Source organism: Janthinobacterium violaceinigrum (assembly GCF_009208555.1).
GTDB classification, from domain to species: Bacteria; Pseudomonadota; Gammaproteobacteria; order Burkholderiales; family Burkholderiaceae_D; genus Janthinobacterium; species Janthinobacterium violaceinigrum.
Window position 1 is genome coordinate 93,938 of record NZ_WFLI01000014.1, and the last position, 25,435, is coordinate 119,372.

The 25,435-nt window shown below is 65.5% G+C and carries 22 protein-coding genes; 14 read left to right on the top strand and 8 right to left on the bottom strand.

From position 1 onward, the window contains the following. Window positions 1–33: 33 nt before the first annotated feature. Genes recC through recD form a run of 3 tightly spaced genes read left to right on the top strand, consistent with a single transcriptional unit; the run spans window position 34 to window position 9,084 of the window. Window positions 34–3,456 carry an exodeoxyribonuclease V subunit gamma gene (gene recC, locus GCN75_RS14065; RefSeq protein ID WP_152283074.1) on the top strand — a complete coding sequence of 1,141 codons (3,423 nt, stop codon included), beginning with the start codon at window positions 34–36 and terminating at the stop codon, window positions 3,454–3,456. Then, window positions 3,453–7,124 (top strand): exodeoxyribonuclease V subunit beta, encoded by a 3,672-nt coding sequence (gene recB / locus GCN75_RS14070; RefSeq protein WP_152283075.1) that lies wholly within the window; start codon window positions 3,453–3,455, stop codon window positions 7,122–7,124. Before recC ends, recB begins: the two co-directional genes overlap by 4 nt. Then, entirely contained in the window at window positions 7,114–9,084 is a 1,971-nt protein-coding gene (recD, locus tag GCN75_RS14075; RefSeq protein WP_152283076.1) for an exodeoxyribonuclease V subunit alpha, read from the top strand. Before recB ends, recD begins: the two co-directional genes overlap by 11 nt. A 4-nt stretch (window positions 9,085–9,088) precedes the next feature. Here recD and GCN75_RS14080 read toward each other — a convergent pair whose 3' ends face one another. Continuing rightward, window positions 9,089–9,484, bottom strand: a complete 396-nt coding sequence (locus tag GCN75_RS14080) for a DoxX family protein (protein ID WP_226941386.1) — start codon at window positions 9,482–9,484, stop codon at window positions 9,089–9,091. 252 nt (window positions 9,485–9,736) lie between these two features. Between GCN75_RS14080 and GCN75_RS14085 the strand changes: the two genes are divergently transcribed. Next, window positions 9,737–11,659 (top strand): methyl-accepting chemotaxis protein, encoded by a 1,923-nt coding sequence (locus GCN75_RS14085; protein WP_152283078.1) that lies wholly within the window; start codon window positions 9,737–9,739, stop codon window positions 11,657–11,659. Window positions 11,660–11,666: 7 nt separating this feature from the next. On the opposite strand, the gene GCN75_RS14090 is transcribed toward GCN75_RS14085, so the two are convergent. Then, window positions 11,667–12,566, bottom strand: coding sequence for a LysR family transcriptional regulator (locus GCN75_RS14090; protein WP_152255231.1), 900 nt, complete (start codon window positions 12,564–12,566; stop codon window positions 11,667–11,669). Window positions 12,567–12,686: 120 nt separating this feature from the next. Here GCN75_RS14090 and GCN75_RS14095 point away from each other — a divergent pair, with 120 nt between their 5' ends. Next, entirely contained in the window at window positions 12,687–13,619 is a 933-nt protein-coding gene (locus tag GCN75_RS14095) for a DMT family transporter (RefSeq protein WP_152283079.1), read from the top strand. Here the strand turns inward: GCN75_RS14095 and GCN75_RS14100 are convergent, their stop codons facing one another. After that, window positions 13,620–14,498, bottom strand: a complete 879-nt coding sequence (locus GCN75_RS14100; RefSeq protein ID WP_152255233.1) for a serine hydrolase — start codon at window positions 14,496–14,498, stop codon at window positions 13,620–13,622. A 416-nt stretch (window positions 14,499–14,914) separates the two neighbouring features. On the opposite strand from GCN75_RS14100, the gene GCN75_RS14105 reads away from it, so the two are divergent. Genes GCN75_RS14105 through GCN75_RS14115 form a run of 3 tightly spaced genes read left to right on the top strand, consistent with a single transcriptional unit; the run spans window position 14,915 to window position 17,382 of the window. Then, a complete protein-coding gene (locus GCN75_RS14105; protein WP_152283080.1) occupies window positions 14,915–16,165 on the top strand; it encodes a sensor histidine kinase in 1,251 nt (416 codons plus the stop codon). After that, on the top strand, window positions 16,162–16,911 hold the full coding sequence (locus GCN75_RS14110; protein ID WP_152283081.1) for a LytR/AlgR family response regulator transcription factor: 750 nt from the start codon (window positions 16,162–16,164) through the stop codon (window positions 16,909–16,911). Before GCN75_RS14105 ends, GCN75_RS14110 begins: the two co-directional genes overlap by 4 nt. Window positions 16,912–16,953: 42 nt before the next feature. Continuing rightward, a complete protein-coding gene (locus tag GCN75_RS14115) occupies window positions 16,954–17,382 on the top strand; it encodes a DsrE family protein (protein WP_152283082.1) in 429 nt (142 codons plus the stop codon). Between the two features lie 56 nt (window positions 17,383–17,438). On the opposite strand, the gene GCN75_RS14120 is transcribed toward GCN75_RS14115, so the two are convergent. After that, the gene (locus GCN75_RS14120; protein ID WP_034757699.1) at window positions 17,439–17,657 is read right to left on the bottom strand and encodes a TOBE domain-containing protein; all 219 of its coding nucleotides are present in this window, start codon (window positions 17,655–17,657) and stop codon (window positions 17,439–17,441) included. A gap of 174 nt (window positions 17,658–17,831) precedes the next feature. On the opposite strand from GCN75_RS14120, the gene GCN75_RS14125 reads away from it, so the two are divergent. Continuing rightward, window positions 17,832–18,323 carry a hypothetical protein gene (locus GCN75_RS14125; protein ID WP_152283083.1) on the top strand — a complete coding sequence of 164 codons (492 nt, stop codon included), beginning with the start codon at window positions 17,832–17,834 and terminating at the stop codon, window positions 18,321–18,323. Window positions 18,324–18,380: 57 nt separating this feature from the next. Here GCN75_RS14125 and GCN75_RS14130 read toward each other — a convergent pair whose 3' ends face one another. Next, window positions 18,381–19,337, bottom strand: a complete 957-nt coding sequence (locus GCN75_RS14130) for a sulfate ABC transporter substrate-binding protein (protein WP_193317514.1) — start codon at window positions 19,335–19,337, stop codon at window positions 18,381–18,383. A gap of 400 nt (window positions 19,338–19,737) precedes the next feature. Here GCN75_RS14130 and GCN75_RS14135 point away from each other — a divergent pair, with 400 nt between their 5' ends. Further along, window positions 19,738–20,268, top strand: a complete 531-nt coding sequence (locus tag GCN75_RS14135) for a GNAT family N-acetyltransferase (RefSeq protein WP_152283085.1) — start codon at window positions 19,738–19,740, stop codon at window positions 20,266–20,268. 78 nt (window positions 20,269–20,346) lie between these two features. Here the strand turns inward: GCN75_RS14135 and GCN75_RS14140 are convergent, their stop codons facing one another. Next, window positions 20,347–21,159, bottom strand: a complete 813-nt coding sequence (locus tag GCN75_RS14140; RefSeq protein WP_152283086.1) for a class II glutamine amidotransferase — start codon at window positions 21,157–21,159, stop codon at window positions 20,347–20,349. A 234-nt stretch (window positions 21,160–21,393) separates the two neighbouring features. On the opposite strand from GCN75_RS14140, the gene GCN75_RS14145 reads away from it, so the two are divergent. Further along, complete coding sequence (locus GCN75_RS14145) at window positions 21,394–22,230, top strand: EAL domain-containing protein (protein ID WP_152283087.1); 837 nt, start codon at window positions 21,394–21,396, stop codon at window positions 22,228–22,230. Between the two features lie 101 nt (window positions 22,231–22,331). Continuing rightward, a complete protein-coding gene (locus GCN75_RS14150; protein ID WP_405002810.1) occupies window positions 22,332–23,081 on the top strand; it encodes a YcbK family protein in 750 nt (249 codons plus the stop codon). Between the two features lie 66 nt (window positions 23,082–23,147). On the opposite strand, the gene GCN75_RS14155 is transcribed toward GCN75_RS14150, so the two are convergent. Beyond that, the gene (locus tag GCN75_RS14155; protein WP_152283088.1) at window positions 23,148–23,351 is read right to left on the bottom strand and encodes a DUF3460 family protein; all 204 of its coding nucleotides are present in this window, start codon (window positions 23,349–23,351) and stop codon (window positions 23,148–23,150) included. Between the two features lie 66 nt (window positions 23,352–23,417). Here GCN75_RS14155 and GCN75_RS14160 point away from each other — a divergent pair, with 66 nt between their 5' ends. Next, a complete protein-coding gene (locus GCN75_RS14160) occupies window positions 23,418–24,314 on the top strand; it encodes a LysR family transcriptional regulator (protein WP_226941388.1) in 897 nt (298 codons plus the stop codon). Here GCN75_RS14160 and GCN75_RS14165 read toward each other — a convergent pair. After that, window positions 24,281–24,757, bottom strand: coding sequence for a PACE efflux transporter (locus GCN75_RS14165; protein ID WP_152255243.1), 477 nt, complete (start codon window positions 24,755–24,757; stop codon window positions 24,281–24,283). The genes GCN75_RS14160 and GCN75_RS14165 overlap by 34 nt on opposite strands. 182 nt (window positions 24,758–24,939) lie before the next feature. Between GCN75_RS14165 and GCN75_RS14170 the strand changes: the two genes are divergently transcribed. Continuing rightward, window positions 24,940–25,395: a hypothetical protein gene (locus GCN75_RS14170; RefSeq protein ID WP_226941389.1), complete on the top strand. Its 456-nt coding sequence runs from the start codon at window positions 24,940–24,942 to the stop codon at window positions 25,393–25,395. Window positions 25,396–25,435: the final 40 nt, after the last annotated feature.

Here is a 25,435-nt window from a genome sequence, read left to right on the forward strand (position 1 = left end):
CGGGCCGGAGGCGCGGCAACTCATCGGATCAGCATGCATACTCCCGTCACGCCCGGCCTCCTCATCCTGCATGGCAACCAGCTGGAACAGCTGCGCGCCGCCGTCTTCCAGTGGCTGCGCCAGCATCCGCTGGCACCCCTGGAAACGGATATCTTCCTGGTGCAGTCGAACGGCGTGGCCGAATGGCTGAAGATCGCCCTGGCCGAGGAGATGGGGGTGTGCGCCGCCACGCGCATCGCGCTGCCGGCGCGCCTGCTGTGGGAAAGCTACCGTGGCATGCTGGGGCGCGAGCGCGTGCCGCGCGTGTCGCCGTTCGACAAATCCCCGCTGACGTGGTGTCTGATGCGATTGCTGCCGTCGCTGCTGGCCGACCCCGTGTTTGCGCCGCTGCGCTACTTCCTTGCCGACGGCGATAGCGAACGCCGGCTGCAGCTGGCCGAGCGCCTGGCCGACTTGTTCGACCAGTACCAGGTCTACCGCGCCGACTGGCTGGCCGATTGGGCCGCGGGGCGCGATCAGCTGCGCACGGCCCGCAACGAAGCCATCGCACTGAAGCAAGACCAGCGCTGGCAGGCGCAGTTGTGGCGCACCGTGGCGGCCGACGTCGACGAATTCGAGCGCGATACGGGCCGCGCCGACATCCACGACGCCTTCCTGGCGGCGATTGCCGCCGGCGAGGCGCCGGCCGGCAAGCTGCCGCGCCGCGTGGTGCTGTTCGGCGTGTCGGCCCTGCCGTACCAGACCTTGCAGGCGCTGGCCGCACTGGCGCGCCACACGCAGGTGGTGCTGGCCGTGCCCAATCCCTGCCAGTTCTACTGGGGCGACATCATCGACGGGCGCGACTTGCTGCGCGCGCAAAACAAGCGCCAGCGCCAGCGCAACGGCACCGACCTGGCGCAGATTCCCCTCGAAGCGCTGCACGCGCACAGCCATCCGCTGCTGGCCAGCTGGGGCAGGCAGGGGCGCGATTTCATCCGCATGCTCGACGAGTTCGACGAACACGCGCAAGCCGAAGGGCGCGACGACAGCCTGCGCATCGACCTGTTTGGCGAGGAAACGGGCGAGACCCTGCTGCAGCAGGTGCAGGTGGCCATCCGCGAACTGCGCCCGCTGGCCGAACACGAACAGACGCCGCCCGACGCGGCTGACCGCTCGATCGAATTCCACGTCGCGCACAGCGTGCAGCGCGAAGTGGAAGTGCTGCACGACCAGCTGCTGGCCATGTTTGCGCACAGCAGTGTGACGGGCTTGCGTCCGCGCGACGTGGTGGTGATGGTGCCCGACATCGACACCTTCACGGCCGCCATCCACGCCGTCTTCGGCCAGTACCGGCGCAACGACGAGCGTTTCATTCCGTTCGAGATCGGCGACGTGAAGGACCGCAGCGTCAACCCGCTGCTCGTCGCGCTCGAGTGGCTGCTGCAGCTGCCGCAGCAGCGCTGCCGCCAGAGCGAAGTGCGCGACCTGCTCGACGTGCCCGCGCTGGCGGCCCGCTTTGGCCTGCAGCCGGACGACCTGGCCACCCTGGGCGCCTGGATCGAAGGGGCGGGCGTGCGCTGGGGCCTGGACCAGGCGCACCGCGCCGGCCTGGGTTTGGGCGCGGCGGGCGAGCAGAATGCGTGGATCTTCGGCGTGCGGCGCATGCTGCTCGGCTATGCCAGCGGCAGTGGCGCCAGCTTTGGCGGCATCGAGCCGTATGGGGAGGTGGGCGGCCTCGATGCGGCGCTGGCGGGCTCGCTGGCGCAACTGGTCGAGGCGCTGCTGCACTGGCGCACGGTGCTGGCCGGCGCGCGCACGCCAGCCGAGTGGGGCGAGCAGGCGCGCGCGCTGCTGGCCGCTTTTTTCGACGCCGACGACGAGGGCGACCGCCTGACCCTGGCGCAGCTGGAAGGCGCCTTGCAGGGCTGGCTGGAAACCTGCGAGCATGCGGGCTTCGTCGAGCAGGTGCCGCTGTCCGTGCTGCGCGTGGCGTGGCTGGGCGCGCTGGACGAGCCCACCCTGAACCACCAGTTTGTCTCCGGCGGCGTCACGTTCTGCACGCTGATGCCGATGCGCGCCGTGCCGTTCCGCGTGGTCTGCCTGCTGGGCATGAACGATGGCGATTTTCCCCGCCGCGCGCAGAAGGCCGATTTCGACTTGCTGGCGCTGCCCGGCATGGCGCGTCCGGGCGACCGCTCGCGCCGCGACGACGACCGCTACCTGATGCTCGAAGCCTTGCTGGCCGCGCGCGACAAACTGTACGTGAGCTGGGTGGGGCGCAATGTGCGCGACAATTCCGAGCAGCCGCCGTCCGTGCTGGTGTCGCAGCTGCGCGATTACCTGGCCGCCGGCTGGTCGCTGGACCGGCATCTGGCATCGCTCACCACCGAACATGCGCTGCAGCCGTTCAGCCGCCGCTATTTCGAGGCCGGTGGCTTGCTGACCTACGCGCGCGAATGGCGCGTGGCGCATGCCGATGCCGATGCGGCCCATGCGGAGGCGCTGGCGCTGGGGCCTTACGAACTCGATCCCGGCACGCGCTTGAAGCTGGGCGAGCTGGCCAGCTTTCTGCGCCAGCCCGTCAAATACTTTTTCCGCCGCCGCCTCAGCGTGTATTTTGCCGATGCGGCCATGCTGGGCGAGGATGAAGAACCGTTCGGTCTCAATGCGCTCGAGCGCTTTCTGCTGGAAGACACGATGCTGGACGACGGCGGCGCCGTGGAAGACATTGACGACGTGCGCGCCAGCCTGGAAGCGCGCGCAGCGAAGCTGGCGCGCGAAGGCGTGCTGCCCATCGGCCTGATCGGCCAGCAGGTGCAGGCGCAGCTGGTCGAGGCGCTGGTGCCCGTGCGCAGCGCGTGGCTGTCCCTGCGCGCCTCGTTTCCGTACGCGGCCGACAAGCGGGCCATCAACCTGCCGTTTGGCGAGCTGCAGATCGACGACTGGCTCGACAGATTGTGCAGCAACGGGCGCGACACGGCCTGGCTGATGCAGATTTCCTCGAAGGTGACGGACAAGGCGGGCCAGGCGCGCGGCGACAAGCTGATGCTGATGTGGCTGCGCCAGCTGGCCGCCGCCGCGCTGGACTTCCCCGTCACCGGCTACCTGGTGGCGCGCGACGCCATCGTCTGCATGGCGCCGCTCGACCCGGCCGCTTCGCGCGCCGCGCTGGCAACCTTGCTGGCGCTGTGGCGCGAAGGCATGAACCATCCGCTGCCCACGGCGTGCAAGACGGGCCTGGCGCTGGTGCAGCAGGGCGACCCGCGCGCCGTCTACGATGGGGGCTTTGAAGTTTCCGGCGAGCGCGATGAGCTGTGCCTGGCGCGCCTGTGGCCCGAGTTTTCCGCGCTGGCCGCCGAGGAAGCGTGGCAGGACTGCACGCGCGAGCTGTATGGCCCGCTGGCCGACTGGCTGCAGCAATACATCACCATCGACCCGATCAGCGCGCCCGATGACGGCGCCGGAGAAGAACAATGACGAGCCATCTGCTCAACCCCCTGGCGTTCCCGCTGCACGGCTCGCGCCTGATCGAAGCCTCGGCCGGCACGGGCAAGACCTGGACCATCGCCGCGCTGTACGTGCGCCTCGTGCTGGGCCACGGCGACGACGACAGCCGCTACGCGCGGCCGCTGCTGCCGGCCGATATCCTGGTGATGACGTTTACCCGCGCCGCCACGCGCGAACTGTCGAACCGCGTGCGCGAGCGCCTGATCGAGGCGGCCGCCTATTTTCGCCGCGAAGTTGGCATGGAATCGGGCGGCAGCGACCCCTTCCTCGACGCCTTGCTGGTGGCGTATCCGGACGAGAGCGAGCGGCAGAAGGCCGCGCACCGGCTGATGCTGGCCGCCGAGACGATGGATGAAGCGGCCATTTTCACCATCGACGCCTGGTGCCAGCGCATGCTGCGCGAGCACGCGTTCGACAGCGGCAGCCTGTTCGACGAAGAGCTGGTCAGCGACGAGCAAGCCCTGTTCGAGGATGCGGCCCACGATTACTGGCGCCAGCAGGTGTACCCGTTGCCGCCGCAGGCGCTGGACGTACTGCTGGCCTGCTGGCCCGATGTGGGCGCGCTGAAGAAAGGCGCGCGCGAGCTGGCGCGCCGCGCGGACATCATGGCCATGGCCCAGGACGAACCGTTGTCCGCGCTGATCGCGCGCGAACAGCGGGCGCTGGCCGCGCAGCTGGCCAGCCTGAAGGCGGGCTGGGTCGAGCGCGTGGACGGCATGGCCGCGTGGATCAACGACCACCGCGCCGTCAATCCCAAGTGTTTTAACGGCGTCAAGATGAAGCCGGAGAACCTGGCGAAGTGGTTCGACGGCTTGCGCCGCTGGGCGCAAGATCCGCTGTTGCTGCAGCCGGCCATCACGGCCAAGGCGTGGGAGCGTCTGACGCCGTTCGGCATCGAAGATGCGTTTGCCAAGAGTTTTACGGCGCAAGTACCCGAGTGCTTCGACCATACGGAAGAACTGGGACGGGCGCTGGCCGCCATCACGCCGCTGCCGCACAAGCTGCACCTGCATGCGGCGGCGGCCATCGCGCGGCGCATGGACCAGTTGAAGCGCCAGTCGCGCCAGTTCGGCTTTGCCGACATGCTGCAGCGGCTGCACGACGCGCTGGCCGGCGAGAATGGCGCGGCCCTGCGCCAGCGCATCATCGACCAGTATCCGCTGGCCATGGTCGACGAATTCCAGGATACGGCGCCGGCCCAGTACCAGATCTTCAACCTGCTGTACCGCATTGCCGACAACGACCCGGCGCTGGGACTGTTCCTGATCGGCGACCCGAAACAGTCGATCTACGGCTTTCGCGGCGCGGACATCCAGAGCTACCTGGCGGCGCGGCGCGCCACGGCAGGGCGCCACTACCAGCTGGGCACCAACTACCGTTCCACAGCGCCCCTGGTGGCGGCCGTCAACCAGTTGTTCCTGCATGCGGAGCGCGCCGAAGTGCCGGCCGGCGCCTTCCGCTACCGCAAGGGCGATGACAATCCGCTGCCGTTCGAAGCCGTCGATGCCAAGGGCCGCGCCGAATACCTGGTCACGAAGGATGGCGCCATGCCGGCGCTGCTGGCCGCCTGCGCCAGCGATGAAGGATTGCGCGGCGACAGCTACCGCGAGTATTTCGCGCAGCACTGCGCGGAACACATCGTCGCCATGCTGGGCGATCCGCAGGCGGGCTTCGATGGCCCGGACGGCTTCGTGCGGCTGCAGCCGGCCGACGTGGCCGTGCTGGTGCGCGACCGCAAGGAAGCGGCGGCCATCCGCCGCGCGCTGGCACGCCGCCGGGTCGCCAGCGTGTACCTGTCCGACAAGGATTCCGTCGTCGACAGCGAAGAGGCGGCCGACGTGCTGCGCTGGCTGGCGGCGCTGGCCAATCCCCTCGACGGGGGACTGGCGCGCGCCGCGTTTGCCACGCGCACCATCGGCCTGTCGCTGGGCGAGCTGGCGCGCCTGTCCAGCGACGAGCTGGAATGGGAGCGCCGGGTCGAGCAACTGAAGGCCCTGCACCTGATCTGGCAGCGCCAGGGCGTGCTGGCCATGCTGCGCCGCTTCATCCACGAACTGCAGCTGCCGGCCATGCTGCTGCAGCAGACGGGCGGCGAGCGGCGGCTGACGAATCTGCTGCACTTGGCCGAACTGCTGCAATCGGCCAGCCGCCAGCTCGATGGCGAACAGGCGCTGATACGCTGGCTGGCCGAGCAGATCGCGGGCGAAGGCGAGGGCGGCGACGAGCGCGTGCTGCGCCTGGAAAGCGATGCGGAGCTGGTGAAAGTCATCACCGTGCACAAATCCAAGGGCCTCGAATACCCGCTCGTGTATCTGCCGTTTGCCGTCACGGCGCGCAAGGTGGACAAGCGCAACCGCAGCTTCTTCGACTATGCGGGCGAGGATGGCGAGCGCCGCCTCGACCTGTCGCTGTCCGACGAGGCGATGGCGGCGGTCGAGGAAGCGCGCATCGAGGAAGACCTGCGCCTGCTGTACGTGGCCCTGACGCGCGCGCGCCACTTCCTGTGGCTGGGCGTGGCCGCCCAGGCGGCGCGCAAGGCGGGCGAGAATACCTTGCACGAATCGGCGCTCGGCTACCTGCTGACGGGCGGCGACAAGCTGCCGGCGGAGCAATTGCTGCTGCGCTGGCAGCAGGTGGCGGGCAGCTGCGACGCCATCTACGTGGCTTCCCTGGCGCAGCCCGACGCCTGCACGGTGCTGGACCGGATCGAGCGGCGCCCCGGGCTGCGCCCCGCGCCCGTGTTCGCGGGCGAATTCGAGCGCGACTGGTCGGTGGGCAGCTTTACGTCGCTGACGCGCCAGATCGGCGCCGTGGCGGCCCCGCACGTGCCGCAGCGGGCGCTGGAAGAAACCCTGCTGGAAGACGGCACGGGCGTGCCAGCTGCCTCGCCGCTGCAGACGGGCGACGCGCCCTGGCACCGCTTCCCGCGCGGCTCCGTGCCCGGCAATTTCCTGCACGAGCAGCTCGAATGGATGGGGAGCGAAGGCTTTGACAGCGTCCACGAAGCGCACTTCGACGCGCGCCTGGCCGCGCGCTGCGAGCGGGCGGGCTGGGGCCACCGCCAGGAAGACGCCATCGCCTGGCTCAGGGAAGTCGCCGTCACGCCGCTGCCGCTGCTCGATGCGTCGCTGTCGCAGCTGGACAGCACCCTGTCCGAGATGGAGTTCTGGTTCCCCAGCGAGCACCTGTCCACGGGCGCGCTTGACCAGCTGTGCACGCGCCTGCTGCTCGACGGCGCGCCCCGTCCCGTGCTGCCGCGGCGCCAGCTGCACGGCATGCTGAAAGGCTTTGCCGACCTGGTGATCGAACAGGATGGCCGCTATTGGGTGCTCGACTACAAGTCGAATGCGCTGGGCGCCAACGACGCCGCCTACCACACGGCCGCACTGGCGGCGGGCATGGCGCAGCACCGCTACGATATCCAGGGCGCCATCTACATGCTGGCCCTGCACCGGCTGCTGAAAAGCCGCCTCGGCGACGCGTATGACCCGGCGGAACACCTGGGCGGCGCCATCTTCCTGTTCCTGCGCGGCATAGCGAATGGGGACACGCATGGCTGCTACTGGCTGGCGCCCCAGCTGGAACTGCTGGACGGCCTCGATCAACTGTTAGAAGAAACGGAACACCATGCAGCATGACGCACAGATGAACGCCTTGTTTGCCCATGTTGACGGCGTCGCCGAGGATGGCCATCTGCGCCGCCTGAGCGCCGCCTTTGCCCGCTTCATCGCCAGCCTGGACGAGCAGGCGCCGGATGCGCCCGCCGTGGCCGTCGCATGCGTGGTGCTGTCCGAGCTGGAAGGGCGTGGCCACAGCTGTTTGATGCTGGCGGACCTGGCCAGCGAACCGTCGCAGCTGCTGGGCTGGAGCGAGGAACTGTGGCATGGCGTGCTGGCCGTTTCCGGCCCGCTGCCCGACAGCGTGGATGGCTGGCGCGCGCTGCTGGCCCGCGCGCCGCAAGTGTGGCAAGTGGATGCGCCGGACGTGCGCCAGCCGCTGGTGCTCGATGGGGCGCGCCTGTATTTGCGCCGCTACTGGCGCGACGAGCGCCTGGTGGGCGGAAAAATCGCCGCCCGCGCGCAGGATCTGGGCACGCCGCCGCTGGCGCAGGTGCGGCAATGGCTCGACATCCTGTTCGACCAGCCAACCCGGGACGGCGGCCCGGACTGGCAAAAGGTGGCGTGCGCCATCGCGCTGCGGGGCAAGGTGGTCATCATCACGGGCGGACCTGGAACGGGTAAGACGTACACGGTGGCCAGCCTGTTGACCCTGCTGTTTGCCGTCTCGCCGCAGCCGGAGCAGCTGCGCATCGCGCTGGCCGCGCCCACGGGCAAGGCGGCCGCGCGGCTGAAGCAATCGATCGACAAGGCGCTCGAAGGGCTGGCGGCCAAGGCGGCGCGCGGCGATCAAGGCTTGCCCCTGCTGGAACTGGCGCGGCGCATGGGCGCGGCGCGCACCCTGCATAGTTTGCTGGGTGCGCGGCCCGATACGCGCGCCTTTGCCCACCACGCGGGCAATCCGCTCGAGGTCGACGTGCTGATCGTCGATGAAGCGTCGATGGTGCACCTGGAGATGATGGCGTCGGTGCTCGACGCCTTGCCGTCCACGGCGGTCCTGATCCTCCTGGGCGACAAGGATCAATTGGCGTCCGTGGAAGCGGGCGCCGTGCTGGGCGACTTGTGCCACGATGCGCAGGCGGGCGGCTACACGGACGACACCATCGCGTATGCGCAGGCGGCCAGCGGCGTGGCCATTCCCCCCGGCTTTGCGGGAGCGGCCGGCGCGCTCGCGCAGCAGACGGTGATGCTGCGTCACAGCCACCGTTTCAGCGGCCCCATTGGCGAACTGGCGCTGGCCGTGAATGGCGGCAGGCCCGACCTGGCCAAGGCGTGCTTCGCCGGCGACAGCGGCGGCCAGCTGGCGTGGAGCGTGCCGGCGCAGCAGGAAGACGTGCTGCGCCTGGCCTTGCGCGGCCGCGCAGATGCACCGGGCGGCTACCAGCCCTACCTGGCGCTGGTGAATGCGGGCGGGGAGGGCCATGCGCAGCACGACGACTGGGTGCGCGCCGTGCTGCACGCGTTCGAGTCGTTCCGCATCCTGTGCGCCGTGCGCGAAGGCGAGTGGGGCGTGGCGGGCGTGAACACGGCCATCGAACTGCGGCTGGAAAAGGAAGGCCTGATACGCCGCAGCGAGTGGTATGTGGGCCGCCCCGTGATGATCACGCGCAACGACTACGGCACGGGCGTGTTCAATGGCGACATCGGCTTGACCTTGCGCGACCCTGCGCGGCCCGGTTCCCTGCGCGTGTACTTTTTGGAAGGCGAAAACGTGCGCAGCGTGCTGGCCACGCGCTTGCGCCACGTGGAGACGGCGTTCGCCATGACGGTGCATAAATCGCAGGGCTCGGAATTCCGCCACACGGTGCTGGTGCTGCCGCAGGAAGGCGGCGCCATGCTGGCGCGCGAACTGGTCTACACGGGCATCACGCGGGCGCGCGATTTCTTCACCCTCGTCTCGCCCACGCAGGCCGTGCTGTTCGACGCGATCCTGCGCCGCACGCAGCGGGCCAGCGGCTTGCGAGGGCTGATCGGGGCCTGACCGGCTAGCGGCCCGCTTGCCGGCTGACCGTCCAGATCCACCAGATCAGCGCCGCCTGCAGGGGCAGGCGCGCCAGCAGCAAGGCTTGCTGCCAGGCGGGATCGCCCGCCGCGCGCGCATTCAGCAACATCTGTACGTTCGCCGGCAGCACGGCCAGCGACAGTGCGATCAGGCCGATGCCGGCCAGACGCCGCGTGCGCACGGGCAGCAGGCCCATGCCGCCGGCCAGCTCGCAGGCGCCGCTGACATACACGAGCAGCAGCGGCGCAGGCAGCCACGGCGGCATGATGCCCGCGTAGGCGGCGGGGAACATGAAATGCAGCAGGCCGGCCACGCTGAAAAAGAGTGCCAGCGCACAGCGAGACAGGGGCAATCGGTGCTGCCGGTGCGGGGTGGGCATGTGGGGGCGCAATCGCTCGCTGTTCATTTAAAAGTTAAATATCTAGCAATTATCGCGTGTTGTCAATGCGCATCGCGGCGCTTCCCCTGTGGTTTCTTCATTGAATATTCCAAATATTTCATCCTCCTGTTCCGATTTTTGTGTAAAACTGCGAAATGTAAAATATTGACACGTAGCAATTTTCGGCAGCTCCCGCTTGCCGGCGCAAGCGCCGCGTGTCGATACCATCAACATCGAAACCAGGAGTCCATCATGTTGTCTTCCCTTCGCACGCGCTTGGTCCTCATCTGTGTCGCCATCGTCGTGCTGTCCATGCTGGCCTTGTCGGTCGCTAATTACGTCACCACGCGCAGCAGCATGCTGGCGTCCTCGGACCAGCAGATGCAGCAACTGCTGCAAAGCCAGTCGGCCGTGCTGGCGCAATGGGTCGATGGCAAGAAAAAGGTCATGGCGTCCGTCGTCATGTCGGCCGAGACGCCCGATCCGCTGCGCGCCTTCCAGATCGCGGAAAAGGCCGGCGATTTTGCGGAAGTGTTCATCGGCTACGCGGACAAGCGCTCCGTGTTTACCCATCCGGGCCGCCCGGCCGATTTCGATCCCACCGCGCGCGCCTGGTACACGGATACCGTCAAGGCGGGCGTGCCGATGCTGACGCCGCCGTATGTGGACGCGGCCAGCCACAAGCTGGTGGTGTCGTTCACGGCGCCCGTCGGGCCGAAGGAGGCGCCGAGCGGCGTGGCGGGCGCGGACGTGCTGCTCGATACGGTGATCGCCAACGTGGTGGCGATCAAGCCGACGCCGCACAGCTTTGCCTTCCTGGTCGACCAGAGCGGCACCATCATCGCCCATGCCAACAAGGACCTGAGCCTGCAGCCGGTGACGAAGCTCGATGCCGCGCTGTCGGCCGCGCAGGTCAACCGCCTGGAAAGCACGCGCACGAGCGAGGCCGTGCGCTTGAACGAGCGCGACGGCATGCTGTACGTCACGCGCGTGGCCGGTACCGACTGGCTGCTGGCCGTGGTGCTGGACCAGCAGGAAGCCATGCAGGCCTTGCAGACGATGCTGACGACGGCCACCATCACGGCGGCGATGCTGACCGGCTTGGCGGCGCTGCTGCTGTCGCTGCTGGTCTTCAAAATGCTCAAGCGCCTGGAACTGGTGCGCGATGCGCTTGACGATATCGCCTCGGGCGAAGGCGACCTGACGCGCCGCCTCGACGCTTCCGGCGTGGATGAACTGGCGCAGATCGCGGGCGCCTTCAACCGGTTCATCGACAAGATCGCCGCCGTGCTGGTAAAAATCCGCACGGCCAGCGAATCGGTGAAGGTGTCGTCGACGGAAATCGCCGCCGGCAACCAGGACCTGTCGTCGCGCACGGAACAGCAAGCCAGCTCGCTGGAGGAAACGGCCGCCTCGATGGAGGAGCTGACCAGCACGGTGAAACAGAACGCGGACAATGCGCGCCAGGCCAACCAGATGGCGCAGTCGGCGTCCGGCGTGGCCAGCAAGGGCGGGCAAGTGGTGGCGCAGGTGGTCGATACCATGGCGTCGATCAACGACTCGTCGAAGAAGATCGTCGACATCATCAGCGTCATCGACGGCATCGCCTTCCAGACGAACATCCTCGCGCTCAATGCGGCCGTGGAAGCGGCGCGCGCGGGCGAGCAGGGACGGGGCTTTGCCGTGGTGGCCACGGAAGTGCGCAGCCTGGCGCAGAGGTCGAGCCAGGCGGCCAAGGAAATCAAGCTGCTGATCGACGATTCGGTGGGCAAGGTCGATTCGGGCGCCCGCCTGGTCGACGAGGCCGGCGCGACGATGCAGGAAATCGTCGACAGCGTGCGCCGCGTTACCGACATCATGGGCGAGATTACGGCCGCCAGCGCCGAGCAAAGCTCGGGCATCGAACAGGTGAACCAGGCGATCGCGCAAATGGACCAGGTGACGCAGCAGAATGCGGCCCTGGTGGAAGAGGCGGCCGCCGCGGCGGAAAGCCTGCAGGACCAGGCCAGCACCTTGTCGCAGGTGGTGGGCGTGTTCAAGCTCGATGACGGACAGGCGCCGGCGCCGCTCAAACCGGCGGCGCGCCCGGCAGTCGTGCAGCGCATCGCCAGCCGTCCTGCCGCCCAAGCGGCGGCCCGCAAGACGGAACCGTCGGAGGAGTGGGAGACTTTCTAGGCAGCGCTCAGGCGCGCCGGGGCGCCAGGGTCGGCGCCATCTGCTTCGCCACGTCGAAGAAGGCGTTGGTGGCCGGCGTGTTCTGGCGCCGGTCGCGCACGGCCAGGCCCACCTTGCGGCTGACGGGCGGGTTCAAGGGCAGGGCGACCAGCTCCGGATACTGCTCGCGCAGGCGCTGCGGCAAGGCCAGTTCGGCCACGATGGACAGGCCGTCGCCGCGGCTGACCATGTCGAGGATGGTGATCACCTGGCTGATGCGGTAGGGCACGTGCGGCTGCAAGCCCGCATTGGCGAACAGCGGTTCGATCAGGCAGGCGCAGCCCGCCTCGGACATGATGAACGGCCCCTCGCACAGCTGCGCCAGGGTGATGGTCTTGAGCTGCGCCAGCGGGTGGCTGCGCGGCACCAGCGCCATCATCTGGTCTTCCACCAGCGGCGCCGTGTCGAAACGCTCGTCGGGCAGCACGACGAAGCCGACATCGACCCTGCGCTCGCGTATCCATTGCACCACTTCATGGTCGGCCCCTTCGTCGATGCGCAGGTCGATGCCCGGATAGCGCAGGCGAAATTGCGCCGTGATGGCCGGCAGCAGGTTCAGCGACGACGTGGGACCGAAGGAGCCGATGCGCAGGGTGCCCTGGCGCTGGCCCAGCACGTCGGCCGCTTCCTGGCGCATGGCTTCCGACAGGCCGAGGATTTCGCGCGCGCGCACGAGCAGCTGGCGGCCCACGTCCGTCAGCTCGGCCGAGGCCTGGTGGCGCACGATGAGGTCCACGCCCATCTCCTTTTCCAGTGCCTTCAATGCATGCGAGACGGCCGACTGGCTGATGCCCAGCTGCGCGGCGGCGGCGGAAAAGCCGTGCAGTTCGGCCACCAGGGTAAAAATTTCCAGTTGCGTGAAGGTCATGGTGTGGTTTTGTTGAGTTATGAGTATTTACTCATTATTTCATGAGTTGATATTAGTATTAATATATATGCATATCACCCGCCACACAAGCGGCCTTCAGGATGCACCCTAGGATATCCCATGTCTTCTTCCGCCGTACCCCAGGCCCCGCTGCTCGCCGTGCAGTCGCCGCTCGTCTACATCAAACTGATTTTCGTCGCCCTGTTCTGGGGCGGCACTTTTATTGCCGGACGCGTGCTGGCGCAGCAGATGCCGCCCATGACGGCCGCCAGCGGACGCTTCGGCGTGGCCGTGCTGCTGCTCGTCGTGCTGGCCTGGAAACTGGAAGGGGGCTTGCCCCGCCTGGACCGCAAGCAGCTGGCGACGACGGCGGCCTTGGGCCTGACGGGCATCTTCTTATATAACCTGTGCTTCCTGGCGGCCCTGTCGCGCATGCCGGCCGGGCGCACGGCCCTGTTCGTGGCCCTGAACCCCATCGTCACGGCGATGGCGTCGGCCATGCTGTTCCGCGAACGGCTCGGTTCCTTCAAGTGGCTGGGCATCATGCTGGCGTTTTGCGGCACGGCCATCGTCATCACGCGCGGCGATATCGCCGGCGTGCTGCACGGCACGGGCGGCGGCATCGGCGCCGGCGAGATCTTCATGTTCTGCGGTATTTCCAGCTGGGCCGCCTATACCCTGATCGGCCGGGTCGCGCTGAAGGGCTTGTCGCCGATAGCGGCCACCACGTATGCGGCTATGTGGGGCCTGGCTTTCCTGCTGGTTGGGGCGGCCGTGGAATTTCCCACAGTGCCGTGGCACAGCTTCGGCTGGCAAGTGTGGGCCGCCATCGGCTACCTGGGCGTATTCGGCACGGTGATCGGCTTTGTCTGGTATTACGAAGGCGTGAAAGCGCTGGGGCCGTCGCGCACGGCCGTGTTCAACAACCTCGTGCCCGTGTTCGGCATCGTGCTGGCGGCGGCGCTGCTGGGCGAGCCCGTGCTCGTCTCGATGCTGGTGGGCGGCGCGGTGACGATTGCCGGCGTGGTGATGACCAACCGGCAAGCGAAATAATTATTTGGCGCGGCGACGCTTCGATGGCTTCGCCGGCGCCTTCTTGTGCCGGCTGACGGAAGCGCGCATCACCTTCGGCTCTTCGATGCCGTTTTCGGCCGCCAGCATGCGGCGGATGTTGACGGCATCCATGGCGCGCACGGAATTGGCGCGCGCGTTGAGCAGAATCATGGTGGCGAACTTGCCGGCCGACTTGATGCGCATGATCAGGCAGCGGCCCGCTTCATTCGTGTAGCCCGTCTTCGACAGGCCGATATCCCAGCCCTTGGCGCCCACCAGGCGGTTCGTGTTGTGGTATTCCACATCGCGGCCCTTGATCTGGATCACGTCCTTCGAATCGGTGGTGATGCGGCTGATTTCCGGGTAGCGCGAGGCGGCCACGGCCATCTTGACGAGGTCCGCTGCCGTCGACTGGTTGTTCGGCGACAAGCCCGTCGGTTCCTCGATCACGGTCTGGTGCATGCCCAGGGCCTTGATCTTGGCGTTGACGGCCACGGCAAAGGCGGTGGGGCCGCCGGGGAAGGTGCGCGCCAGCGAGGCGGCGGCGCGGTTGTCGGACGACATCAGCGCCAGTTGCAGCACGTCGTGGCGGCTCAGGGTGGCGCCCACGGGCACGCGCGAGGTGCTGTGCTTCAGGGTGTCGACGTCTTCGCGGTCGATGCTGATCTCTTCCTGCATATTCGCCTTGGAGTCGAGCACGACCATGGCCGTCATGAGTTTGGTCAGCGAGGCGATGGGCACCACCACGTTGGAATTTTTTTCAAGCAAGACTTTGCCTGTGCCATCTTCGACCACCAGTATCGACTGGGAACCGAAGGGCACGGCGATGGCCGCTGTGGAAAGCGTCATCAGCACTGCGGCGAACATTTTTTTGAGCATGGGATTGTATGTGGGAAAGCAGTTTTGGGGCGCCATCGAGGGCGCTGCGCGCAAAATCGGGACAGGCCTGCGCGGGGACGCGGCGTGTGTCTCGGAGGCAATATTTGCCAAGCTTAAACAATACCATTAAAGATCAAGCGATGTCTACGGGATAAGGGCGCCACAGGCTGTGTAGCGGCCAATTTGGCAAATAAACGGGGCTATTCTTGCCGTAGTGAAAATTGTTCCGCAATTATTGATTTCGTTATGGAAACTTCGTATTATTTCAGCAATATTGGCAGCCATGGTCTGGCAGACAGCGCGCGCGTCGTCGTTGATGCCTGCCGCTTCGTGCTTCGTCGCCCCGCGCTATGCCCCGCAACAGGGGCGCCGTAGACTGCGTTCATGCCTGAATCACAGACCACGGAGAACGCATCGTGTTAAAAAAATGTACGGACTGGTACCGCAGCATCGACGACGAATCGCTGCGCGTATTGAAACATCCCGAGATGGCAGAGCAAGTCCAGGGACGGGGCCGCCGCTACGTCGCCATGAAGCTGGCCAGGCTGACGCCGATCGAGCGCCAGCAGCTGCACGATTTCCTGCTCAAGTATCGGGGCGCCGGTTTCTATATCGCCGCATTCAAGCTGATGCTGTTGTTCAGCGCTATCGGCGCCGTCCTGCACCTGCTGCTGCCGGCCAGGTTCGAATTGCTCAAGGCCATAATCTTCAGCAACGGCCTGGGTTTTGCGCTGGCGTGGGGCCTGGTGGGCGTCTGGTTCAATTACCGCAGTTCCGTGCGCTACAAGTTCAAGAAACTCTTGCTGATCGTGTCGACCTGCGCGGCAGGAGTCTCGGCCGGCGTGCTGCTGGCCGGTCTGAGCGATACCGGTTCCATGGGCATGGCCTTCGAGCGCCTGCTGCGCGTGGGCGGCGTTGCCTTGCTGGTGGCGGGCTTGTTTTACCTGGTGCCGCTGGCGATCGTGACTGCCTGGCGCAACCGGCAGTACGAAGCGCTGACTTTGCAGCTGCAGCAGGATGCCGAGCGCGACCGCCTGGCGCGCGAACTGAGCGAATCGCAGCTGCGCCTGCTGCGCGCGCAGATCGAGCCGCATTTCCTGTTCAATACCCTGGGCGCCGTGCAGCAGCTGGCCGAGCAGGGAGCGCCCAGGGCCGCGGCGCTGACGTCCGACCTGATCGCCTTCCTGCGCGCCAGCCTGGCCGAGATGCGCAGCGAACAAGTGCCGTTGCAAAGCGAGTTCGACATGGTGGCCGCGTATTTGCGCGTGATGCAGGCGCGCATGGGCGCGCGCCTGTCCTTTGGTATCGACTTGCCGGCCGGGTGTGCGCACGCGATGATACCCAGCATGATCTTGCTGACCCTGGCGGAAAATGCCATCAAGCACGGTATCGAACCGTCCCTGCGTGGCGGCCAGATCAGCGTGTCGGCGCTGCGGATGGACGGCATGCTGTGCCTGCGCGTGCAGGATACGGGCATGGGCTTGCCGGAAGGCGGCACGGGCAGCGGGCAGGGCGGCGGCCTGGGCCTGGAAAACGTGCGCAGCCGGCTGTTGCTGTCCGATCCGTCCGCCAGCCTGAGCGTGCGCGACGGCGAAGAGGGCGGTGTGATCGCCGAGATATTGCTTCCCATTAAAATTGCATCCAGCCTGAAAGAACCTGCCGCATGAACACCACCATCCTGATCGCGGAAGACGAACCGCTGATGCGCGAGCGCCTGCAGACGATGCTGGCGCTGGCCTGGCCCGAGGCGCGCATCGTGCTGGTGGCGGAAAACGGCAACGATGCCTGGGACGGTTTCCTCGAGCATGAACCGGATGTGGTGTTTCTCGACATCCGCATGCCTGGCCTGTCGGGCCTGGAAGTGGCCGAGCGCATCGGCAAGCGCGCCCACGTGGTGTTCGTCACGGCCTACGACCAGTATGCCGTCGATGCATTCGACGCGGGCGCCGTCGACTACCTGTTGAAACCCGTGCAGGCCGAGCGCCTGCAGCGGGCGCTGGTCCGCCTGCGCGACAAGCTGGGCGCGCAGCCGGCCGACATGGCCCACTTGCTGCAGTCGCTGCGCGCGGCGCTGCCGGAGCCCCCGCGTGAAAAACTAAAATGGATCAAGGCCAGCGTGGGCAAGCAAATTCGTTTGATCGATGTCAATGAAGTGCTGTTTTTCCAGGCCGACACCAAGTACACGCGCGTGGTGCTGGCCGGCTCGGAAGCGCTGGTGCGCACGCCGCTGAAGGATTTGCTGGGCGGGCTAGATCCCGCACAGTTCTGGCAAATCCACCGGGGCACGATGGTCAACGTGAAAGCCATCGAGGCGGCCGAGCGCATCGACGCCGAGCGCATGCAGGTGCTGCTGCGGGGCAGCACGGAAAAGCTGCCCGTCAGCCGCACGTTTACCCATTTGTTCAGGGATTGATATGATGGCAATGTTTTTAATCTGCCACCTTATGGACTTCTCATGACAATTCTACGCCGCTGGTTTGCCGCCATCCTTCTTTCCTTGCTCTCCTGCACTGCCGCCCACGGGGCGCAAAAGGAGGAAAAGGTCGTGTATCACGTCAATGACGCCAGCAATGCCACGGCTGCGCTGCGGAATATCCGCAACCACCTCGATGCCAGCCCGCAGGCCACCATCGTGCTGGTCGCCCACGGCCCCGGCATCGACTTCCTGCTCGACGGCGCCATCGACAAGCAGGGCTATCCGTATGACGTGGTGGTGCGCGAACTGGTCAAGCGGGGCGTGAGCTTTCGCGTCTGCAATAACACCTTGCAAGGCCGCAATATCGACCGCCAGCGCGTGCTGCCCGAAGCCGTCATCGTGCCGTCGGGCGTGGCCGAACTGAGCCGCCTGCAGGCGCAGGAAGGCTATGTGTACATCAAGCCCTGATGCAAACGCCGCGCCGTTGCCAGATGGCAAGGGCGCGGCGCATGGGCAGGCGCTGCCTACTGGATCTTGGCGATCGACACTTCCGTCGACTTGACCAGCGCGATGACTTCGCTGCCCACTTTCAGGTCCAGGTCCTTGATCGAGCGCGACGTGATCACCGAGGTGACGATGCCGTGCGGCGTTTCCACGTCCACTTCCGACACCACGGGGCCAAAGATGATTTCCTTGATCTTGCCGCGAAACTGGTTGCGTACATTCACTTCCGAGATAGCCATGATGTTTCCTTTATGCCCGTGATACGCCGTGCGGCGCGATATGGCCAGAGTACGGCGCGCGCGCGGTTTTGACCACGAATCGATGCGCATATCGATATGCGGAAATGGCGCGCGGATGCTGCCGCAAGCATATTATTCGCCTATACTCGTCTGTACATCCACGGGAGGTTTGCCATGCGTCCATGTCTGCTGTCGTTCCTGCTGTTGTCGCCCACCTCTGCCGCGCTGGCGCAACCGGTCGCTGCCCTGCAGCCGATGGCTTTCCTGGCCGGGCATTGCTGGAAGGGCGAGTTTCCGGGCGGAACACAAACGGATGAGCACTGTTTCCAGTGGCTGTATGGCGGCCAGATGCTGCGCGACGTGCACACGGTGCGCAGCCCCGGCAAGCCCGATTACGTGGGCGAAACCACGTACTACCACGACGCCGCCGCCGGCACGGTCGCCTTCCTGTATGTGGAAAACAGCGGCGGCTACAGCCGCGGCACGATGCGTCCGGCGGACGGTGGCCTCGACTTTCCCGCCACGCAGTACGTGGGCGCCAGCGGCAAGGCGCTGACCTACCGCGTGCGCTGGACGCCATCGGACGGCGCCTACGAGGCGCACAGCGAAATCCAGTCTGGCGAGCGCTGGCTGCCGCAATTCAAGCTGTTGCTGAAGAAGCAGTGACGTGCGAGGCCATAAAAAAACCGGGACATGTCCCGGTTTTTTTCAAGCGTGGCGTGCTTACTTCTGATAAATCTTGTCGAACTCGCCGCCATCGTCAAAGTGTTTCTTTTGCGCCTGTTTCCAGCCGCCAAACACGTCGTCGATCGTGAACAGGGTGATCGGCTTGAAGCTGGCAGCGTATTTCTTGGCGACCGCGGCCGAACGGGGACGCAGGTAGTGCTTGGCGACCAGTTCCTGGCCCGGTTCCGAGTACAGGTATTGCAGGTAGGCCGTGGCTTCCTTGCGGATGCCGCGGCGGTCGACCACCTTGTCGACGACGGCCACGGGCGACTCGGCCAGGATGGAGATGCTTGGGTACACCACTTCAAAGTTGTCGCCGAATTCGGCGCGCACCAGTTGCACTTCGTTTTCAAACGTCACCAGCACGTCGCCGATTTCACGCTGCGTGAAGGTGGTGGTGGCGCCGCGGCCGCCGCCGTCCAGCACGGGTACGTTCTTGAACAGCTTGGTCACCAGCTCGCGCGCCTGCGCTTCGCTGCCGCCTTTTTTCACGGCATAGCCCCAGGCTGCCAGGTAGGTGTAGCGGCCATTGCCCGAAGTTTTCGGGTTCGGCACGATGACCTTGATGCCGGGCTTGGCCAGATCGTCCCAATCCTTGATCTGTTTCGGGTTGCCTTTGCGCACCAGATATACCATGGTGGAATAGAACGGCGCCGCATTGTTCGGGAATTTCTTGGCCCAGTCGGCCACCACGAGGCCGCGGTCGACGAGGATATCGATGTCGTTGGCCTGGTTCATGGTCACAACGGACGCTTCCAGGCCATCGGCCACGGAGCGCGCCTGCTTGCTCGAGCCGCCGTGCGATTGCTTGATGGTGATGGTTTCGCCAGTTTTGGCTTTCCAGTCAGCAATAAAAGCGGGATTCACATCCTTGAACAATTCGCGCATCACGTCGTACGAGGCGTTCAGCAAGACCACGGGTTCGGCGGCGGACACGCTCATGGGCAGGCTCATGGCGGCAGCGGAAGCGGCCAGGGCGCTGGCCAGGAACCAGCGGCGCGAGCGTTGGGCGAGCGTCGTTGCGGTAGTCGATACGGCGTTGGAATTGGTCATGTTGAACTCTTGTTGTGAGAATAGATAGACATAGTCTAAAATTCCGGCCGGAAAAGAAACGAATTTTTCGTAATATGCTTAGATCCGATTCCCGTTTGCGCTAAAAAACATATATCGATTTTTGGAAACATTCGTGGGCAAGGTGTGCATCAGCACTTAGTCTGCAAGCATTGCGTCATAGGCAAAACGAGCCCGTGGCGCGCGGCAAAAAACCGGATTGCGCCGCTTGGTGTATAGTCGAATCGCACGATACAGGGGTAGAACCGCCTGCATCGGCAACTGGAATATTTTGTGAGCGTACATGAGTCTTGAAATTCGTATTGCAACATCGACCGACGCTTTCGAGGCGTGCAACGTATTACGACGCTCCATCGTCGAATGCTGCAGCCTCGATCATCGGGACGATCCGGCCATCCTGGAAGCCTGGCTGGGCAATAAAACACCGCAGATGGTAGCGTGCTGGTTCGCGTCGCCCACCAATTTTTCGCTGGTCGCAGTCGAGCAGGGCGCCGTCGTCGGCGTCGGCCTGCTGACGCGCGCCGGCAAGCTGGCCCTGTGCTACCTGCTGCCCGAGGCGCAAGGCCGCGGCGCCGGCAAGGCGCTGGTGGAACAGCTGGAAGCGCAGGCGCGCGAGTGGGGCATCAAGGCCCTGCAACTGCACAGCACGGCCAGCAGCCAGGCCTTTTTCGTCAAGCAGGGCTATGTCGAGGCGGGCAACGTGCGTTCGCCGTATGGCGTGGAAACGATTTTTTGCTGGAAACAGATTGATCCCGCAGGCATTTCCAGCGGCGACCCCAAGCGCAAGCGCTTTTGCAACTGCAATTCGGCCTGACGGCCATCCCGCACCTCAGCCCGCCCATCCGGCGGCGGGCCTTTCCTCCGCTTTCCTGCTTTTCCTCACGCATTTCCCTCAATAACTGATCTGGATATACACGCCTTGCAGTGCGCTATCGCTTGCCTGCAGCAAGGTGCCGCCGGCAAACAGTTTCAGTTCTCCGGGCGCAAACGCCAGCCAGTCCTCGTTTTGCGTCAACGGATGCGTGGCGATGACGGCGATGCGGTCGTCCAGGTGATTGTGCTGGCGAAAGTCGATGCTGCGTTCGCAGTCGATCAGTTGTGCCACGGAAAACGGGTATTCGCGTATCACATAGTGCAGGTGCGTGGAACAGTGGGCGAACAGCAGCTCGCCGTCCGACAGGATGAAATTGAAGCTGCCGTGCGCGGCGATGTCCTTGGCGACGTCGGCGATGGCGGCGCGCAAGTCGGCGCGCGCGGGTTCGCCTGCGGGAAACTGCGTGCGCAAGCGGGCCAGCAGGTGGCAGAACGCCTGTTCGCTGTCCGTGTCGCCGCTGGCCTGGTAGTGGGCGTTGGCGGGCGCGCGCCACGTCTTGAGGTCGCCATTGTGGGCGAACGACCAGGTCTTGCCCCACAGTTCGCGGGCGAACGGGTGCGTGTTTTCCGGCGCGATGCGGCCCTGCGTGGCCTTGCGGATGTGCGCGACGATGTTTTTTGCCTTCACGGGATGCTGTTGCACCGTGGCGGCCAGCGGCGAATCGATGGCGGCCAGGTGGTCCGTCAGCAGGGTGCAGCCGCTACTGGAATGATAGGCGATGCCCCAGCCGTCGCGGTGCTCGTCCGTGCGTCCGCCCCGTTCGGCAAAGCCGGCAAAGGAAAATCCCAGTGCAGCGGGCTTGCTGCTGTTCATTGCGAGTAACTGGCACATGGCGGCCCTTCCTGATGGTATCGGTACACGCCCACAGTAAAGGCGGGCGGCAGGGGCGGGAAGGAATGTTTCTGACTATCGTTATGCGCTGTCCGTTGCGGCGTCCATATCTGCTGGCCGCATATCAAATGGCGAAACCATTCGTTCTCCTTCGGTTGTCCCTGCCTTACTCTGCACACTTTGGCGCCGCCTTCCCCATGAGGGCAGCCGGCGCGGCCCTATGAAGGAGCATGTATGCCATTTCCCGTCCTGAAAAACTATCTGGCCCGTTTGTCGCATCAAACCCAGGCAGGCACCAGTGTCTGGCTCGACGGGGAGGGCAGGGCGCTGGGGCGCTTCTTCAATTGCACCATGACCAGCGCCTTCCAGCCGCTGCGCGAACTCGAGAGCGGCAAGCTGGTGGCGTTCGAGGGTCTGGCGCGCAGCGTGTCGAAGGCGGACGAGGGCTTGTCGCTGTGGCGTTTGCTCGACCACGCGGCCAGCGACGACGAGTCGGTGGAGCTGGACCGGCTGTGCCGCATGCTGCACGCCATCAATTTTTTCCGGCAGGCGGAAGCGGAGCAGGCCGACCTGTACCTGAACGTGCATGACCGCCTGTTGAGCGCCGTCAGCAGCAATCACGGCCACGCCTTCCAGCGCATCCTCGACGCGCTGGGCTTGCCCATCGAGCGCATCGTGCTGCAATTACCGACGGTCACGCCGAACCAGGGCTGGCTGCTCAATTACGTGGCCGACAACTACCGGCGCAACGGTTTCCGACTGGCCATCAACGTGGCCAGCGTGCATGAGGCAACGGGCATGCTCGAGCGCCTGCACCCGCATGCGTTCAAGCTCGATGCGGGCAACCTCAGCGACGAGCAGGCCGTCGCCAGCTTCGTCACCCTGTGCCATGCGGCGAAAATCCGCGTCATCTTCAAGCGCCTGGACACGCCGGCTGCGCTGGCCGCGCTGCAGCGCGTCGCCGCCCTCACGGGCTTGCCCATCGTGACCCAGGGTTATCTGCTGGACAAGCCCTTGACGGCGCTGGCGCAGGCCAGGCAGGACGTCGCGGCCAGCGCCTCGGCCGCGTAGGGCGCGTCCGGGACGGAAATGAGGGCGACACGATAGGCATTGAGGGTTTTTCTTCGCAGCACAATACGCTATAGTATTCCTATCGTTAAATTGGACTGACTATGGCATCGCGCAGAAATTTTCTACACCACGGTATGGGCCTGGCCGCGCTGGGCCTGGTAGCCACTCCCCTCATCGGCTGCGCCTCGCGCACGGCCGCTCCCGCATCGGCTTCGGCCAGCGCCAAGCCGCGCACGCCGCGCACGGCCGTGCCGCCCCAGCCCACGCAACTGGCCAGCGTCGACCGCTCGCTCACTTCGCAGTCGCGCCAGGCCATCACCGAGATGGAACCGCCGCCGGACATCTTCGACGCGCAGGCGCTGGACCTGGAATTCTGGCTCAAGCCCCGCACCCTGGAAGTGGTGCGTCCGGCCAGCAATGAAAAAGCCAGGCTGCTGTACTGGAAAGATGGCGAAGTCATCGATTCGGCCTACCAGGAACTGTGCCATTTGCTGCGCGACGTGAACGGCAAGAAGACGGCGCCCATCGATCCGAAACTGCTGGAAACCCTGTGGGGCACGCAAGCGTTCGTGGCCCGCTACGGCATCGAGCAGCCGCTGGAGATCCTGTCCGGCTATCGCACGGCCGAGTCGAACAGCCGCCTGCGCGAAGCGGGCGTGCCGGCCGCGCGCCAGTCGCTGCACATTTCGGGCCGCGCCGCCGATATCCGCGTGGCCAACCTGAACGCGGAAGTGCTCGGTTCGCTCGTGCGCAGCTTCAAGCAGGGCGGCGTGGGCTTCTATTACCGTTCCGGCCCCCGCGGCGGCTGGATCCATGCGGATACGGGCCTCCAGCGCACCTGGAAAGGCTGAGCCTGATCACCGGCGCGCGGCGCGCTGTGCGGCCGCACGCCGCTGCCGCGCGCGGCGCCGTTTGGATCAGTCGTAGTGATACGGCGGCTCCGGTACCTTGTCGCGTTCGGCGCGCCGCCATTGCTCGACATTCAAAGGGCGCTCCCAGTAGATGCGCCAGCCCAGGCGCTGGCTCGCTTGCGCCTGGGGATGGTCGCGCAGATAGCCGTCGATAAAACGCGTAAATTCCGATACATAGCCGCCGCGGCGGCAGGCGAGTGCATGCGGCATGGCTGCTCCTGTGCTTGTCCTAGCCGTTTGACCGTCCGCGCGCCCGAAAGTGCCGCACCTTCCACCATGTCCATGAAACTTTCCAGCCATAACATCGAACTGTTCCTGGCCGTCGTCGACGGCGGCTCGTTCTCGGCCGCAGCGCGCGCCTTGCGCCGGGCGCCGTCGGCCGTCAGCATGGCGATGGCCAACATCGAGGCGGAACTGGGCATCGCCCTGTTCGACCGGGGCGCACGGGAAGCCGTGCCCACGCCCGCCGCCCTGGCCTTGCTGCCCCATGCGCGCCTGATCGCGGAACAGCTGAAGCAGTTGCACCTGCACGTGCAGGAATTGTCGCAGGGACTGGAAAGCCGCATTTCGCTGGGCATCGCGGCCGAGCTCGACCCTGCACCATTCGTGGCCGCCGTGCGCGCGCTGTCGCTGCGCCATCCGCTGCTCGACATCGAAGTGCTGACGGCGCCGCAGGACGACGTGCTCGACATGCTGCACCGGGGCCGCATCAGCGCCTGCATGGCTTTCGCGGGCGGGCGCATCAATCACGAGGAACAGTTCCAGCTGGTGGGCAGCGATGCCTTGCTGGCGATCGTCTCGACCCGGCATCCGCCCGACGTGGCGGGCCGGCCCTTGTATATCGAGGAATTGGTGAATTTGCGCCAGATCATCGTGGCCAGCCGCGAACTGGACCTGGCCGATGCGCGCCCTGTGGTGGGCCTGTCCTACTGGCGCACGGACAGCCTGCCGATGGCGCTGGCGATGGTGGAGGCGGGACTGGGCTGGGGCAACTTTGCCGCCTCGGCCATCGAGCATTCGCTGGCGGCGGGGCGGGTGCGCACGGTGGACTTCAAGAATACGGGCAACGGCCTGGTCGTGCCCATCCACCTGGTGTGGATGAAGGACCGGCCGCTGGGTATGGCGGCGCGGTCCTTTCTTCAGTTGCTGACCGAGGTGCCGGCAGCGCCCTGAAGGCCGGCCGGTTCTTCCTTCGGCTGCTGCGCCGACAGGGGCACGCCGAACAGGCCGTCGAAGAAATAGTTGAAGATGAAGCTGTAGCACGGGATGATCAGCATCAGGGCGAAGTCCAGTACGAAGGCTTGCCACAGGCTGATGTCGAGCCACCAGGCGATCAGCGGGATCAAATAGATCACCAGCGTGATCTGGAAGCCGATCGCGTGCAGGATGCGGCGCCAGACGGTGCGCGTGCGCGACACTTGCCGGATTTCCCAGTATTCGAAAGCCGTGTTGTAGAGCAGGTTCCAGATCACGGCGATGGTGGTGATCATGATGGCCAGCGGGCCCGTGCTGGTGGGCGATTCGCCCGAGAGCAGGGTCAGCCAGGCCGTGGAAATGGCCATGCCGATGATTTCAAAGGCGGTGACGTAGACGATTTTGCGTTTGATGCCTTGCATGTAAAGCCTGTAAAGAGGAAGTGGCGGTCATTTTAAGTCAGGCATGCTGATGTTAAAAGTTAATAGCTGTCAGTTTTACTGATTGATATGCGCCAGCAATACCATGCTGGCCGCGAACGGTGGATAATGGCGGCTGGCGGGCAACCGGTCCCGCCGCATCACCGCAGAAGAGGTCGACAAGCATGCAAGGCGCAGCAGACAGCAACATTCCAGTTACCCCCGCCGATACCCCCGCCAGTGCGGATGAACGTCCCCGTTTCCGCCCCCGTCCGTGGGAACACCTGGAAACGCCGTATGACGTGGAAGTGTGGATCGAGGAACATAACCGCAGCATGCAGGACAATATCCGCGCCACGGAAACGGGCGTGGGCATCTGCTTTACCCTGGCCGAGGGCGGCGACATCTACATGCAGACGAGCGCCGACGGCGCCGTCGTGCTGGACGTGACGCCGGACGCGGCCTGGGTGTCTCCCCTGATCAGCGCGGCCACGGGCTGCGAGACGCCGGATTCGTCGTTGTGGATCTTGCCTGACGATAAGTTGATCCAGCTGATCGTGGGCCTGTCCAGCCTGGTGGCCAGCACCTTGCTGGTGGTGGGCCATGATTTCGGCTTGCGCCGACGGGGCATGGGTCGCTGACCGTAATGTTGTAGAAATGTTATGCATGGCAGGCATGGCT